Origin of the sequence: Devosia lucknowensis (assembly GCF_900177655.1) — a bacterium.
In the GTDB taxonomy this organism is placed as follows: domain Bacteria; phylum Pseudomonadota; class Alphaproteobacteria; order Rhizobiales; family Devosiaceae; genus Devosia; species Devosia lucknowensis.
On the sequence record NZ_FXWK01000001.1, the window covers coordinates 1,461,666 to 1,474,607 of the forward strand.

The window sequence follows — 12,942 nt, forward strand, 5'->3', positions numbered from 1 at the left end:
TTCACTGCCCCTGCCATATGATCGCCGTTCTTTGGGGCGCTTTGCTCACCCCATGGAACGGCGTTTTTTCTGGAGTATGCGATGAAGCACGCAGTGGTCTCGGGACTTGCGGTAATGGCCCTGGTCTTTTCCCCTGCCCTGGCTTCCGCCCAGAGCGTCAGCGTCGCGCGCTCGGTCCTGCCAACGACACCGTATACACTGATATTCCCTGAACCCATGGTGGCTGCCAGCCAGAGCATCGACCCTGTCTCGGTGACCATCAACCATCCCGGCGCGCCGCTGCAGTGCGACATGACCATCGTACCGGTCGACGATACGGAATGGACCGCTGAGGGTGCCCTCAACTCCGTCGATGACGCCGAAGTCGCGGCCGCGTGGTCCGACATCATGCCCGGCTTTGCGCTCGGTGCCAAAACGACTGCCGAATACCAGGATGCCACTGCCCTGCTCTACGAGGGCAGCAGCCCCGAATCGAACATGGGCGTTCCGCTGACCGTGGTGCACACGGAAACCGTGGTGAGCGGCCGCGGCTACACGCTGGATTGCTATTACGCCACGGCCGAAGCCGCCAATGCGCGCCCTCTCGTCGATTTCATCATCGCCAACTTCGCGACCCGTTCCGACGCCGATTGCTGCATCGGCGCCGAAGTCGCACCGGTCGAAGAGACCCCGCCAGCGCAATAGGGCCGGTTGAAGACGCCCCTTCCGCATGCCATATCAATGACATCGTCCTTCGACGCGAAGGGCTTCGATTGAGACAAGCGGGAGACAGCACATGGCCATGGACGCAAGCGAAATCGAGCGCCGCATCAAGGCTGCGCTGCCCGATGCGGAAATCGAGATCAGGGATCTCGCCGGCGACGGCGACCACTGGGCTGCGGCCGTGAAGTCGGAGCAGTTCCGCGGCAAGACCCGCGTGCAGCAGCACAAGCTGGTCTATGACAGCCTTCAGGGCGACATGGGCGGTGCGTTGCACGCCCTGGCGCTGCAGACCAGCGTCCCGGACTGAGCGCGTGCCTGGCCTGCGCGATTCTCTCGATCTGATCCGCATGGTCCGGCCGGAGGCCGGCACAGCCGCAATCGAGCATGAAATCCAGGCAGAGCGCGCCAGTTCGCTGAGCACGGCGGAACGCCGGGTGGTCAAGGCGCTGGCGGAGCTCAAAGCCGGAGCCGACCACGCCCGGTGGCTGGCCGAATCCCAGCAGGCCGTCTGGGCGTATTTCGTGCAACGCGAACTCATCGGCTTCCGGCGCCACACCGATGTCATCTCCGATCTCGGCATCCCGGCCGAGGTTCTCAACGGCCTCGGAGCCTCGCCGGCCAGAACAAAACCGTGACCCGCGCCGTCATCTTCGATGTCGATGGCGTTCTGGTGCACGGCTATCACGCGCGGCCACACCTGCGTGACCAGTTTGACCAGCACATGCGCGACTTCGGCATGGACCCGGAACGGTTTCAGGCCGAGTTCATCGTCGACATCTTCCTCAAGAAAGTGCTCATCGGGCAGACGGCGATGATCGAAGCTCTCGACCGTCGACTGCCGGGCCTCGGCTATCGCGGCTCGCCCATGACGTTCGCCCATTTCTGGCTCGGACACGAAGGACATCTCAACCACGAACTGGTCGACGCCATCCGCGCGCTGAGGACGCATCCGGATGTGCGGCTGTTCCTGGCCACCAACCAGGATCACATGCGGGCCCAGTGGCTCTGGCAGAGCGTGGGCCTGGGCGACATTTTCGAGGACATGTTCTATTCGGCGCGCATCGGCATGACCAAGGCGCACAAGGGCTTCTTTGCCTTCGCCGACGATCACATCGGAAAATTCGACGAACCGCCGCTCTTTTTTGACGACACCCCCAAGGTCATCGAGGTGGCACGGTCGGCAGGATGGGACGCCGTTCTGTTCGAGGACAATGCCGACGTGCTCGACCATCCCTGGATCGCGAACCGCCGCACCTGAAGTTCCCCCCAATTAAAAAGGCCCGCATCGTGCGCCATCACGTGCTTCCACTTCTGTTCCTGTGCGCCTGCGCAGCCCCGGTGCCGGTTCTGGCGTCAGAGGCCCAGTGTTTCCAGAGCAAGAACCACCTCGTCGTCTTCCATGATCGCATCGACGAAGTGGGCAGCGACTTCATCGTCCGGCCCCCGGCGAGGGGCAAGATTGCCTGCGTTTTCGACCCCACGCCCGATGACAGACGCATCGGTGCGCCCGGCGATCCGCTGCACTTCCTGACGCTTTTGGGTGATTACCTGATCCTGACGCGCAGCACAGGACCGGATGGCGACCTGGTGATCTACGACCTGTCCGGCGCCAGCGACGAGCCCGTGATCGACGTCCCGGCGGACGATGATGTCGTCGTGACCGAGGAACTCACCTACTGGGAGCGCACCTCGGACGCCACGAGCGAGAACTGCCCCCAGTACGAAGCCTACACGAGCGACGGCTTGGGTTCCGTCATCGCCGAAGAACGGGTATTCGATCCGGCGACCGGCGACGTCACCGAGACAGGCAACGCCCGCTGCAGCGCCACGCAATAGGTGATCGGGACGCCATCTCGACACCGCCCTTTTCCTGTCCTATCTAAAGGCGAATTCAAGCCGGCCCTTGAAACCGGACTTTTTGAAAGGCTCCTCCCATGACCGATATCAATGCCTTCATCGACGACAAGGTGAAGAACAACGACGTGTTCCTCTTCATGAAGGGCTCGCCGGACTTTCCGCAGTGCGGCTTTTCCGGTCAGGTCGTGCAGATCCTGAACTATCTGGGCGTCGACTATTCCAGCGCCAATGTTCTCGAAAGCGAAGAACTGCGCGACGGCATCAAGGCCTACACCAACTGGCCGACAATCCCCCAGCTCTACGTGAAGGGCGAGTTCATCGGCGGCGCCGACATCGTGCGCGAGATGTTCCAGTCCGGCGAACTGCAGACGCACTTCCAGCAGGCTGGCGTCGAGGTCAAGCAGAGCGCCTGACCCACAACGCAGACTCAATCTAACAAGGCCCAGCCCTAACCGGCTGGGCCTTCTGCGTTTTTGGCCACTTCCAGGAATGCATGGAGAATTGATCCATCACCAGATCTGATCGGCATCATCAGCTATTATCGCTTTGCGTGATCAGACCTGAGGCGTAGATTGATGCAGTCAATTGCCGAGACTCTCCCATGACCGTGTCCGCCGTTCGCCCCGCAGTGCCGCTGCCGATCATCATCGTTGCCGGCTGCATCATTGCCGCCATCGGATTTGGCACAAGAGGGTCGTTCGGGCTGTTCACCTTGCCCGTCACCGCCGATCTCGGACTGAGCCGCGAACAGTGGGGCATGGCCATGGCCGTGCAGAACCTGGTCTGGGGCATTGCCCAGCCATTCGCCGGCGGCATGGCCGACAAGTATGGCTCGGCGCGGGTGCTCGCCGTTGGCGGCATCATCTACGCGCTCGGTGTCCTGGGCATGGCCTTTTCCACCGATGCCCTGAGCATGACGCTGACGGCTGGCGTCGTCACCGGGGTCGGCATCGCCATTGCATCCTTCGGCGTGGTGATGGCAGCGTTCGGCCGGGTCGTTCCCGCCGAAAAGCGCAGCTTCGTCTTCGGCATCGCGACGGCGGCCTCGTCCGCCGGGCAGTTCATTTTTGCGCCGCTGGGGCAAGGCTTCATCGATGCCTTCGGCTGGCAGATGGCCCTTGTCTACATCGCCGTTCTGCTGCTCCTGATCATCCCGCTGTCCAGCGCCCTGCGCGGCCGCACCGAATCCGTGCCCGGCCAGGCCGACCTGCCCTTCATGCAGGCCCTTTCCCGGGCCTGGGGCTATGGCTCCTATAGGCTGCTGGTCATCGGCTTCTTCGTCTGCGGCTTTCACCTGGCCTTCATCAACGTCCACATGCCCGCCTACCTCGTGCAATGCGGCCTGTCGCCGGAAGTCGGCAGCTGGACCATCGCCGTCATCGGCCTGTTCAACATTGCCGGATCGCTGCTGTCCGGCTGGCTTGGGAGCCGCCTCCCCAAGCAGATGCTGCTGGCCACCATCTACTTCCTGCGCGCCGTTGCCATCGCTGCCTTCCTGCTTCTGCCCGTCAGCGAAATCACGGCCTATGCCTTCGCCGCTGCCATGGGCCTGCTCTGGCTCTCGACCGTGCCGCTGACGGCAGGCCTCGTCACCCTGTTCTTCGGGCCGCGCTACATGGGCATGCTCTACGGCATCGCCTTCCTCAGCCACCAGATCGGCTCCTTCGTGGGCGTATGGCTGGGCGGTTATGTCTATGACCAGACCGGCGCCTATGACCTCGTCTGGTATCTGGGCATCCTGCTGGGCCTCGCCTCGGCGGCCATCCATATTCCGATCAACGAGCGTACCGACGGCAATTTCGCCCTGAAGCGCGCCTGACCTTCCATCGGCTTTTGCCGATTGAAGGGTTGCCAAACATATTCAACCGGTTCATGGTCCGGCCATTCTTTCGGCCGGGCTCCTTCCGGCTTTGACGAGTTTCAATCATGTCCGATCATTTCACGCGGGTGCTTTCGCGGCCCGAATTCATTGCCCTTCTTGCTGCCCTGATGGCGCTGAATGCGCTGGCCATCGACGTCATGCTGCCGGCCCTGCCCTATATGGGCGAAGCCCTGGGCATCGCCAACGAGAACGAACGCCAGTTCGTCGTCACCTCCTACATGCTGGGCATGGGTATTGCCGTTCTGGCTTTCGGCCCGCTGACCGACCGCTTTGGCCGTCGCGCGCCGCTGCTCGTCGGCGTCGGCATCTATATCGTCGCCGCCATTGCTGCCGCCTTTGCGCCCAGCTTCGCCATGCTGCTCGTGCTGCGCTTCATCCAGGGCATGGGCGCCGCCAGCGTCCGCGTGATCGCCACGGCTGTGGTGCGTGATCGGTATTCCGGTCGCGAGATGGCCGAAGTCATGTCGCTGACCTTCATGGTCTTCATGGCCATCCCGATCGTGGCGCCGGGCATAGGCCAGGTACTGCTGCTGACCGGACCGTGGCAGGCGATCTTCATCTTCATGGGGCTGCTGGCGCTCGCCTTCTGGCTCTGGACCTACCTGCGCCTGCCCGAAACACTGCCGGTCGACCAGCGCCGGCCGCTGAGCCTGCGCAGCGTCATCGACGGCTTCCGCATCGTTTTCACCAATCGCGTCGCCATATCCTACGGCCTCGCCGGCATGTTCCTGTTCGGAGCATTGTTCGGCTTCATTACCTCGGCCCAGCAGATCTATGTCGATATCTATGGCCTTGGCGTCTATTTCCCCGTCGCCTTCGCCGCCATGGCGGGATTGATGGCCGTGTCGTCCTTCACCAACTCCAAGGTGGTCCGCCGTTTCGGCATGCGTCGCCTGTCGCATGGCGCCATGCTGGCCTTCACGGCCGGCTCGGCGATCTGGCTCGTCTTCGCCCTCACCGGCTTCCTGCCGCTATGGCTGTTCTTCAGCCTCCTGGCCGTCATCATGTTCAGCTTCGGCTGGTCCTCATCGAACATGAACTCGCTCTCGATGGAGCCGCTGGGTAATGTCGCAGGCACCGCAGCCTCGGTCTTCGGCTTCATCCAGACCGTTGGCGGAGCGCTCATCGGCTCCTATGTCGGGCAGCATTTCGACGGCACCACGGTGCCGACGGCGACGGGCTATTTCCTGATGGGTGTGGCCTCCATAGTCTGCATCCTCGTTGCCGAAAAAGGCAGGCTGTTCGGCGTTGGCGAGCAATACGCTCACGGCCAGGCCGCGCCCGCCATGGACGCCCACTAATTCCCTTCCGGTCCCGGCACCTGCAGCTGGGACCGGTCCGCATAGATGTGGTCGACGAGGCCCCAGGCCAACGCGTCGTCCGGCGCCATGTAGCGGTCGCGCTCCAGCGCCGCCTCGACTTCCTCGTAGCTCCGGCCGCAATGGCGCGAGTAGATTTCATTGGTCAGGCGCTTGAGACGCCGGCTCTCTTCGGCGTGGATGAGAATATCCGTCACCTTGCCCTGGTAGCCGCCTGAGGGCTGATGCAGCATGATCGAAGTGTGCGGCAGCGACGCGCGCATCCCCGGCGCTCCGGCCGCAAGGATCAACGTCGCCGCCGATGCGGCCATGCCCATGCACAGCGTGCCGACCGGCGCCTTGATGAACTGCATCGTGTCATACATGGCGAGCGCCGCCGTCACCACGCCGCCCGGTGAATTGATGTAGAGATAGATGGGCTTGGCAGGATTTTCGGATTCAAGAAGCAAGAGCTGGGCATTGACCAGCGAGGCCATGTTGTCCTCGATCTCGCCATTGAGAAAAATGATTCGCTCGCGCAAAAGCCGCGAATAGATATCGAAAGACCGTTCGCCTCGACTGGACGTTTCGATGACCATAGGGACGAGTTGGCTCATGTCGCGCATGGGCGACCTCCTGGATTTTCTGTGATGTGGGGCGAGATCAGGCGGCGAGCAGCATGACCGGCTCGGCGGGCTCGTTGCGATTGGCCGGCGCCGGCATGACGAGCGGCGCATGCGTCAGCCGGAAACCGGTTCGTCCGCCGTCCTGCGGCGTCAGCTCGATCGTCACGACGCTTTCTTCGTGTCGATCGCGCCAGCGGTATGTCAGGGAGCCACCGTCCACCGCATCCAGCTCGACTGTGACGTCGTCGGGAGGTTGCAACCAGCGATCCCGGTATTCCGGGATGGTGAGCGCGCGCCAGACTTTCTCCGGCGGCGCGTCGAGCACCGTCTCGAACACCAGGTCGGTCTCGGCATCGCTCATTGATCCATCTCCTTCAACAGATCCCGCAGGTTGTCGATGCGGCTGGGCCAGAAGGCACGGTAGCGGGCCAACCACGCATGCAAGGGTGCGAAACCGTCCGCATGAATGCGGTAGTGGGAGAAGCGCCCTTCACGGCGTTCCTGCACCAGCCCCGCCCCGCGCAGCACCGCGAGGTGTTGGCTCATGGCGGGTTGGGTAATGGCAAAGCCCTCGCGCAGGTCGGTCGCCGTCGCCTCCCCGGCCGACAGGCGCTCGAGGATGGCGCGACGGGTGGGATCGGCCAGGACTTTGAAGATTTCGGTCTCGCTCATGCACAACACATAAGCACAGACTTATGAGTCGACGCAAGAGGCTCAGCGCGGCCTGGTTGCGGCGCCATCGAGCCAGAGCGTGTCGCTCTCGTCGCGATGCACGCCGGTCGTGCCCACGTGCCTGGCGTCGATCTGCGGCCCCTTCTGGATCACGTGCACCATGGCCATGCCGTGGCCCCGCCCCAGGTCGAATTCGGCCTTGAGCCAGTCGAGAATCTGGCCGGCCTTCACCTTGGGATCGTCAAAACCCTTGGCTTTTGCGAGTGCCACGATTTCGCGTGGGGTCTTGCCGGTCTTTGTTTCCACGGCATCGAGATAGGCCTGAAACGACATGCTGTGCTCCTGAGGATGTTCTGGAAACGCGACGCGCGGATGCACCCGATTTCGACAAATCCAGCGCGTTCGATACGTCAGACCGTGAACACTTCCCGCCGCAACTCGTCCCAGCTGTCCTTGTCGGAGGCCACGAGCAGGCCGCCTGACGTGTCAGTCGGGCGGTATTCGCTCCCATCGAGCTTGGCGACATGAGCGCCTGCTTCGCGCATGATCAGGGCGCCGCCGACATGGTCCCAGGGCATGAGCTTGCCATACATCATGAAGTGCACATTGCCACCGGCAGCATAGCGATATTCGTGGCCGGCACAGCGATAATTGGCAAACATCCGGACCTTGGCGAGGTTGGTCATGACCTCGCGGCGCTGCTCCATGGGCAGGAAGGAGGTTGAGGCAAGGCCGCCCATTTCTGACAGTGGAACGGCTTCGGCGAAAGCCTGGCGAACCATACGGCCATCCGGAAAAACCTGGAACGCGCCGCAGCCCCGCTCCGCCATCACCACGTCATCGCCCAGTGGATCGTAAATCACGCCGGCAACCGTTTCGCCATTGTCCACCACGGCCGCCATGACCGCGAAAAGCGGCAGGCCACCGGCAAAATTGGCAGTGCCGTCAACGGGATCGACGAAAATCACGATTCGATCCTCGAGGCTGGTGTCGAGCAATCTTGGATTGGCCGCGACTGCTTCCTCGCCGATCACCAGATAGTCCGGGCGATGCGCCCGGATGGCGGCGGTGATGGCCCGCTCGGCACCGACATCCGCTTCGGTCACCAGATCAAAGGCGCTCGACTTGGTCTTGATCGTCCCTTCGTCCAGCCGCCGGAAGCGCGGCATGATCTCCTCCTGGGCAGCCTGTTTCAGGATGGCGGCGAGGCGATCGACATTCATTGTCTGTCCTTTCGGGAGGATGGCCGTTCGGCCACCGGGATTTCACCCTATCGTCAGCAGGCGTGTCCCGGTGGTCCGTCTCTACTCGTCCGTAACTGCCCGCCGGGCGCCGAGCGCGGCAAAATCGAAAAGGCGCGGATCAAGCATGTGGCTCGGATTGATGTTGCCCAGCGCGCGGATCATCACATCCTTGCGCCCCGGCATGGCCTTTTCCATGTCGTTCAACATGGCTTTGGTCACGTTGCGCTGCAGTCCATCCTGCGAACCACAGAGATCGCAGGGGATGATCGGAAATGCCATGGCATCCGAGAAGCGCTGCAGGTCCTCCTCGGCGCAATAGATCAGCGGGCGCAGCACTTCGAGGTCACCCTCGTCATTGACCAGCTTCGGCGGCATGGCCGCCAGCTTGCCGCCATGGAACAGGTTCATGAAGAAGGTTTCGAGGCTGTCGTCGCGATGGTGCCCGAGCACCAGGGCCGTGCAGCCCTCCTCTCGGGCGATGCGATAGAGATTGCCGCGCCGCAGGCGCGAGCACAGCGAGCAATAGGTCGCTCCGGCGGGCAGCTTGTCGGTCACGATGGAATACGTGTCCTGGTATTCGATGCGATGCTCGATGCCGAGGCCGGTCAGGAATTCTGGCAGGATATGCTTGGGAAAGTTCGGCTGGCCCTGGTCGAGATTGCAGGCCAGCAGCTCCACCGGCAGCAATCCACGCCATTTCAGGTCCAGAAGCAGCGCCAGCAGACCATAGCTGTCCTTGCCGCCGGACAAGGCGATCAGCCACTTGTCGCCGGGCCGAACCATGCCGAACTTGTCGAGAGCCTCGCGTGCATTGCGGATCAGTCGCTTGCGGAGCTTGTTGAATTCAACCGAGCGCGGGGCATGGGCGAAGATCGGATGAACACCGCTCTCGGCATCGTCTTCCGAAATGGCGGGGGCGTCCATCGCCGCACTCATGGGCAAACTCTCTTCTGTTCGATCGCTTGCTGATAGCGTCCCCAGCCCGCCTTGGGAAGTCAAACCACCCCGTCGTCACCTTACCAAAGATTAACTTCTCGCACTTGATTTAATCACGATTCAGGCGTCTGGATCGGGTGTCAAACGCACCCTCTGGAGTCTCAAGGTGTTTCGCTCGTTCTTCCCCTCCCCCAAATTGTTCTTTACCTCTGCCCTGGTCTGGCTGCTCCTCGCAACCACCGGCTGGTATGCGTTCGAAGGTCCCATCCGCAACGCCATAAGCCTCGACCGTTTCGTGATCGCGCCGATGTGCGCGCCCGCCGCGGATCCGGTGCCAGAGACCAATCCAGCCGAAACTGCCCCGGGCACGCCACCGTCAGGAGAGCCCGAACAGGCTTCGCCCGCAGCCGCTGCCCCGGCGGAAAGTGCAGTGACCAATGCCGTTGCCGCGCCCGCCTGTACGCCGGAAGGCGCTTTCCTCACCGGCGAGCAGTTCTTCCTCTATCAATACGTTCTGCTCATCGCCCTGATCTTTTGCGCCTTCTGGTACATCTACCGGCGCAACGAGTGGTACTGGTGGTCGGTCGTGGGCTCCACCGCCATTCTGCTGGTGCTCTACTTCAACGTTCAGGTGGATGCCTTCATCAACAACTGGCAAGGCACGTTCTTCAACACCTTGCAGTCGGCGCTCTCGACGCCAGGATCGGTCTCGCCAGAAACCCTCTATGGCGAAATCTTCACGATCATGGCCGTAGTCGTACCGCGTATTCTGGTGCTGGTGCTGCTGGCCTTCCTGACCAGTCACTATGTGTTCCGCTGGCGCAAGGCGATGAACGCCTACTACATGCAGTACTGGCCCGCCATCCGCACGACCGAAGGCGCGGCACAGCGTGTGCAGGAAGATACGATGCGCTTTGCTCAGATCGTCGAGGATCTCGGCACCAGCTTCTTCGATGCCTTGATCACGCTGGCGGTGTTCATCCCCATCCTGTGGGGCCTGTCGCGCGTGGTGACGGAACTGCCCATCTTCGGCATTGTTCCCGGCAGCCTGGTCTGGGTCGCGCTTGCCTCGGCCGCGTTCGGCACGCTGTTCCTCGGCGTCGTCGGCATACGGTTGCCCGGACTGCAGTTCGAAAATCAGAAGGTGGAAGCGGCCTATCGAAAGGAACTGGTCTACGGCGAAGACAATGGCGACCGTGCCGAACCGATGACGGTGCGCGAGCTCTTCGCCAATGTGCAGAAGAACTACTACCGCATCTATTGGCACTACACCTACTTCAACTTCGCCCGATACGGTTATCTGCAGCTGGCCGGCTATATCCCGATCCTGGTGCTGGCACCGTCCATCCTGGCCGGCGCCCTGACCCTGGGGCTCTACCAGCAGGTGCAGCAGGCTTTCGGTCAGGTAGCGTCGTCATTCCAGTTCCTGGCCCGCGCCTGGGGCACCGTCATCGAACTGCTTTCCGTGCACAAGCGCCTGCGCCGCTTCGAAAGCTTCATCCCCAAGGATGCGCCACCGATCAATCCCTCGGTCAGCGACGCGGCGACGATCTGAAAACGACGCCATCGCCCCCAAACATTAGGGGCGGTGGCGGCTATGGCTAGGCGATCTTGGCCAGCACGTCCTCGGCTGGTTGCGGCCGGGCGATTAGATAGCCCTGTACCTCGCTGACGCCCAGGCCACGCAGCGCCGCCAGCTCGGCGTCGGTCTCCACCCCTTCGGCGACGATGATCGTCCCGGTCCGGCGCGAAAATTCGGTCAGCGCCGCCGCCATGGCATGACGGATCGGATCGCTGTCGAGCCCGCGCGTCAGGCTAACGTCGAGCTTGACCATGTCCGGCCGCATCATCAGCACGTGCCTGAGGCTGGAATATCCCGCACCCGCATCGTCGATGGCGATACGGATGCCCGCGGCACGCAGCGGCATCAGCGCATCAAGGATCGGCTCGTAGTCAGCGACCGGCTCATGTTCCGTGATTTCGATGATCACGCGGTTCGGATCGAAGCCAGCCAGTGCTGCCGGCAGCTCGGGCGAAATAACAGCGGCCGGAGATACATTGAGATGAATGCTGAGGTCTTGGGGCAGATTGCCCGCCTGTTGCAAAACACGGCGTAGAGCCATCAGCTCCAGCATCGTGCCCATGCCCACTTCTGCAGCCTCGTGGAACCAGATGTCGGGCGTGCGATACGGTTCGGCTCGAAACCGTGACAGCGCTTCCAACCCAACGATCCGGTTGTCCGCAAGGCGCAGGATCGGCTGGAAGACGATCTGCGGATCGCCGTTCGCCATGGCAAGCTGCACGTCACGGATGATCCGCTGCTGCCGCTCGTCGCGCGCGACATCGTCCTGCATTTCACGGGCGATGAGGCGGCTGAACGTGTGCATCAGGTCCAGCTCGGCCTCGCCCAGATCGGGCATGGCGCGATGGCTGAAGCAGCAGAATGTGCCGAATATCCGCCCGCCTTCGAGCCGGATCGGCACGCTCAGATGGGCCCCGATCGGAATTGTCGCCGTTTCCGCTATACCCATGGCAAAAGGTACGCGGCTGGTATCGGGAATAAGCTCCGGCAGGCGCCCTGACACCACGTGCTGGCAATATCCCGAGGCGATCGGCAGGATGCTTCCGGGGAAAACCCCCTCGACCGGACTGTTGGAATCGACGGTGCGAAACACCCGGCTCGACCCCAGGAACTGCGTGACAAAAGCGATATCCATATGCAGATGCTGGCGAATTGCGCGCAGCACGCGGCTGATGCTTTCGGTGACCTGGGGCGAAAGCACCATCGGCCGCTCGTCTACGGCCGACGCCAACTCATCCGTCGTCACACTCTGCAAATGCATCTGCTAGACCGCCCTTCTATCGATTTAGCACATCAATCCGGGCTCGATTCTTGAGCCCGCGCAGGCATTAAAGAAGCCAATTCTGAATCGTTTGACAATAACCCAAGTAAAAAGGGCCGCTCCGAAGAGCGGCCCTTTCCAAAATTGTCTGTCGTTTGCGATTAGCGCGAGTAGAATTCGACGACCAGGTTCGGTTCCATCTGGACCGGATACGGCACATCCGACAAGGTCGGGACGCGGGCATAGGTCGCGACCAGCTTGTTGTGGTCGACTTCCACGTAATCCGGAACGTCACGCTCTGCGAGCTGAACGGCCTCGAGAACGACGGTGAGCTGCTTGGAACGCTCACGCACTTCGATCTTGTCGCCGATCTTGACCTGGTAGGACGGGATGTTGACGCGCTTGCCATTCACCAGCACGTGGCCGTGCGAGACAAACTGACGTGCAGCAAACACCGTCGGAACGAACTTGGCGCGGTAGACGATGGCGTCCAGGCGGCCTTCGAGCAGACCGATCAGGTTCTCACCGGTGTCGCCCTTGCGACGGGCAGCTTCGTCATAGAGACGGCGGAAGGCCTTCTCGGTGATCGAGCCGTAGTAGCCCTTGAGCTTCTGCTTGGCGCGCAGCTGCAGACCGTAGTCCGAGAGCTTGCCCTTGCGGCGCTGGCCGTGCTGGCCGGGGCCATAGGCACGGGTGTTCAGCGGGGACTTCGGACGGCCCCAGATGTTTTCGCCAAGACGACGGTCAATTTTATACTTTACAGAATGACGCTTCGACATCGCGTATCCCTTTCATGGTTTGAATGGATCGCGCCCTCCTCTGCCCTCTCTTGCGAGAGGACCGACAGACTCCCAACAGAGAATCTCGGGTGCGCCTATGGGC

17 protein-coding genes are annotated in these 12,942 nt (G+C 62.2%); 9 read left to right on the top strand and 8 right to left on the bottom strand.

Annotated elements, in window-relative coordinates; all coding sequences use genetic code 11:
• Positions 1-81 precede the first annotated feature (81 nt).
• From CCK88_RS07125 to CCK88_RS07160, 8 genes are all read left to right on the top strand, one after another.
• Entirely contained in the window at positions 82-684 is a 603-nt protein-coding gene (locus CCK88_RS07125; RefSeq protein ID WP_086469769.1) for a hypothetical protein, read from the top strand.
• Positions 685-775: 91 nt separating this feature from the next.
• Complete coding sequence (locus tag CCK88_RS07130) at positions 776-1,009, top strand: BolA/IbaG family iron-sulfur metabolism protein (RefSeq protein ID WP_086469770.1); 234 nt, start codon at positions 776-778, stop codon at positions 1,007-1,009.
• Positions 1,010-1,013: 4 nt separating this feature from the next.
• Positions 1,014-1,337 carry a DUF6665 family protein gene (locus tag CCK88_RS07135; RefSeq protein ID WP_244557449.1) on the top strand — a complete coding sequence of 108 codons (324 nt, stop codon included), beginning with the start codon at positions 1,014-1,016 and terminating at the stop codon, positions 1,335-1,337.
• Complete coding sequence (locus CCK88_RS07140; RefSeq protein WP_086469771.1) at positions 1,334-1,960, top strand: HAD family hydrolase; 627 nt, start codon at positions 1,334-1,336, stop codon at positions 1,958-1,960. Before CCK88_RS07135 ends, CCK88_RS07140 begins: the two co-directional genes overlap by 4 nt.
• A 41-nt stretch (positions 1,961-2,001) precedes the next feature.
• A complete protein-coding gene (locus CCK88_RS07145; protein WP_140048912.1) occupies positions 2,002-2,538 on the top strand; it encodes a hypothetical protein in 537 nt (178 codons plus the stop codon).
• A 98-nt stretch (positions 2,539-2,636) separates the two neighbouring features.
• Entirely contained in the window at positions 2,637-2,972 is a 336-nt protein-coding gene (gene grxD, locus CCK88_RS07150; protein WP_086469773.1) for a Grx4 family monothiol glutaredoxin, read from the top strand.
• Positions 2,973-3,160: 188 nt separating this feature from the next.
• Positions 3,161-4,378: an MFS transporter gene (locus tag CCK88_RS07155; RefSeq protein ID WP_086469774.1), complete on the top strand. Its 1,218-nt coding sequence runs from the start codon at positions 3,161-3,163 to the stop codon at positions 4,376-4,378.
• A 107-nt stretch (positions 4,379-4,485) separates the two neighbouring features.
• Positions 4,486-5,742 carry a multidrug effflux MFS transporter gene (locus tag CCK88_RS07160; protein ID WP_086469775.1) on the top strand — a complete coding sequence of 419 codons (1,257 nt, stop codon included), beginning with the start codon at positions 4,486-4,488 and terminating at the stop codon, positions 5,740-5,742.
• Here CCK88_RS07160 and CCK88_RS07165 read toward each other — a convergent pair.
• The 6 genes from CCK88_RS07165 to ttcA form a co-directional block, all read right to left on the bottom strand.
• Positions 5,739-6,365, bottom strand: coding sequence for an ATP-dependent Clp protease proteolytic subunit (locus CCK88_RS07165; RefSeq protein WP_086469776.1), 627 nt, complete (start codon positions 6,363-6,365; stop codon positions 5,739-5,741). The genes CCK88_RS07160 and CCK88_RS07165 overlap by 4 nt on opposite strands.
• 37 nt (positions 6,366-6,402) lie before the next feature.
• The gene (locus CCK88_RS07170) at positions 6,403-6,726 is read right to left on the bottom strand and encodes an SRPBCC family protein (protein ID WP_140048913.1); all 324 of its coding nucleotides are present in this window, start codon (positions 6,724-6,726) and stop codon (positions 6,403-6,405) included.
• Positions 6,723-7,037 (bottom strand): ArsR/SmtB family transcription factor, encoded by a 315-nt coding sequence (locus CCK88_RS07175; protein ID WP_086469777.1) that lies wholly within the window; start codon positions 7,035-7,037, stop codon positions 6,723-6,725. The genes CCK88_RS07170 and CCK88_RS07175 overlap by 4 nt, the downstream gene beginning before the upstream one ends.
• A gap of 42 nt (positions 7,038-7,079) precedes the next feature.
• Positions 7,080-7,370: a DUF4287 domain-containing protein gene (locus CCK88_RS07180; RefSeq protein WP_086469778.1), complete on the bottom strand. Its 291-nt coding sequence runs from the start codon at positions 7,368-7,370 to the stop codon at positions 7,080-7,082.
• Between the two features lie 77 nt (positions 7,371-7,447).
• Positions 7,448-8,260, bottom strand: a complete 813-nt coding sequence (locus CCK88_RS07185; RefSeq protein ID WP_086469779.1) for an inositol monophosphatase family protein — start codon at positions 8,258-8,260, stop codon at positions 7,448-7,450.
• An 81-nt stretch (positions 8,261-8,341) separates the two neighbouring features.
• Positions 8,342-9,217, bottom strand: a complete 876-nt coding sequence (gene ttcA / locus CCK88_RS07190) for a tRNA 2-thiocytidine(32) synthetase TtcA (protein ID WP_086469780.1) — start codon at positions 9,215-9,217, stop codon at positions 8,342-8,344.
• 166 nt (positions 9,218-9,383) lie between these two features.
• Here ttcA and CCK88_RS07195 point away from each other — a divergent pair, with 166 nt between their 5' ends.
• Entirely contained in the window at positions 9,384-10,772 is a 1,389-nt protein-coding gene (locus CCK88_RS07195) for a peptide transporter (protein WP_086469781.1), read from the top strand.
• 46 nt (positions 10,773-10,818) lie between these two features.
• Here the strand turns inward: CCK88_RS07195 and CCK88_RS07200 are convergent, their stop codons facing one another.
• The gene (locus CCK88_RS07200) at positions 10,819-12,060 is read right to left on the bottom strand and encodes a sensor domain-containing phosphodiesterase (protein WP_086469782.1); all 1,242 of its coding nucleotides are present in this window, start codon (positions 12,058-12,060) and stop codon (positions 10,819-10,821) included.
• A 161-nt stretch (positions 12,061-12,221) separates the two neighbouring features.
• Positions 12,222-12,839, bottom strand: a complete 618-nt coding sequence (rpsD, locus tag CCK88_RS07205) for a 30S ribosomal protein S4 (protein ID WP_086469783.1) — start codon at positions 12,837-12,839, stop codon at positions 12,222-12,224.
• Between the last annotated feature and the right edge of the window lie 103 nt (positions 12,840-12,942).

Bases quoted from the DNA above. Each gene is read 5' to 3' on its own strand.
- CCK88_RS07175 (WP_086469777.1), bottom strand. From the start codon at position 7,037: ATGAGCGAGACCGAAATCTTCAAAGTCCTGGCCGATCCCACCCGTCGC.
- CCK88_RS07170 (WP_140048913.1), bottom strand. From the start codon at position 6,726: ATGAGCGATGCCGAGACCGACCTGGTGTTCGAGACGGTGCTCGACGCG.
- CCK88_RS07125 (WP_086469769.1), top strand. From the start codon at position 82: ATGAAGCACGCAGTGGTCTCGGGACTTGCGGTAATGGCCCTGGTCTTT.
- CCK88_RS07185 (WP_086469779.1), bottom strand. From the start codon at position 8,260: ATGAATGTCGATCGCCTCGCCGCCATCCTGAAACAGGCTGCCCAGGAG.
- CCK88_RS07200 (WP_086469782.1), bottom strand. From the start codon at position 12,060: ATGCATTTGCAGAGTGTGACGACGGATGAGTTGGCGTCGGCCGTAGAC.
- CCK88_RS07165 (WP_086469776.1), bottom strand. From the start codon at position 6,365: ATGCGCGACATGAGCCAACTCGTCCCTATGGTCATCGAAACGTCCAGT.
- ttcA (WP_086469780.1), bottom strand. From the start codon at position 9,217: ATGAGTGCGGCGATGGACGCCCCCGCCATTTCGGAAGACGATGCCGAG.
- grxD (WP_086469773.1), top strand. From the start codon at position 2,637: ATGACCGATATCAATGCCTTCATCGACGACAAGGTGAAGAACAACGAC.
- rpsD (WP_086469783.1), bottom strand. From the start codon at position 12,839: ATGTCGAAGCGTCATTCTGTAAAGTATAAAATTGACCGTCGTCTTGGC.
- CCK88_RS07130 (WP_086469770.1), top strand. From the start codon at position 776: ATGGCCATGGACGCAAGCGAAATCGAGCGCCGCATCAAGGCTGCGCTG.
- CCK88_RS07160 (WP_086469775.1), top strand. From the start codon at position 4,486: ATGTCCGATCATTTCACGCGGGTGCTTTCGCGGCCCGAATTCATTGCC.
- CCK88_RS07180 (WP_086469778.1), bottom strand. From the start codon at position 7,370: ATGTCGTTTCAGGCCTATCTCGATGCCGTGGAAACAAAGACCGGCAAG.
- CCK88_RS07155 (WP_086469774.1), top strand. From the start codon at position 3,161: ATGACCGTGTCCGCCGTTCGCCCCGCAGTGCCGCTGCCGATCATCATC.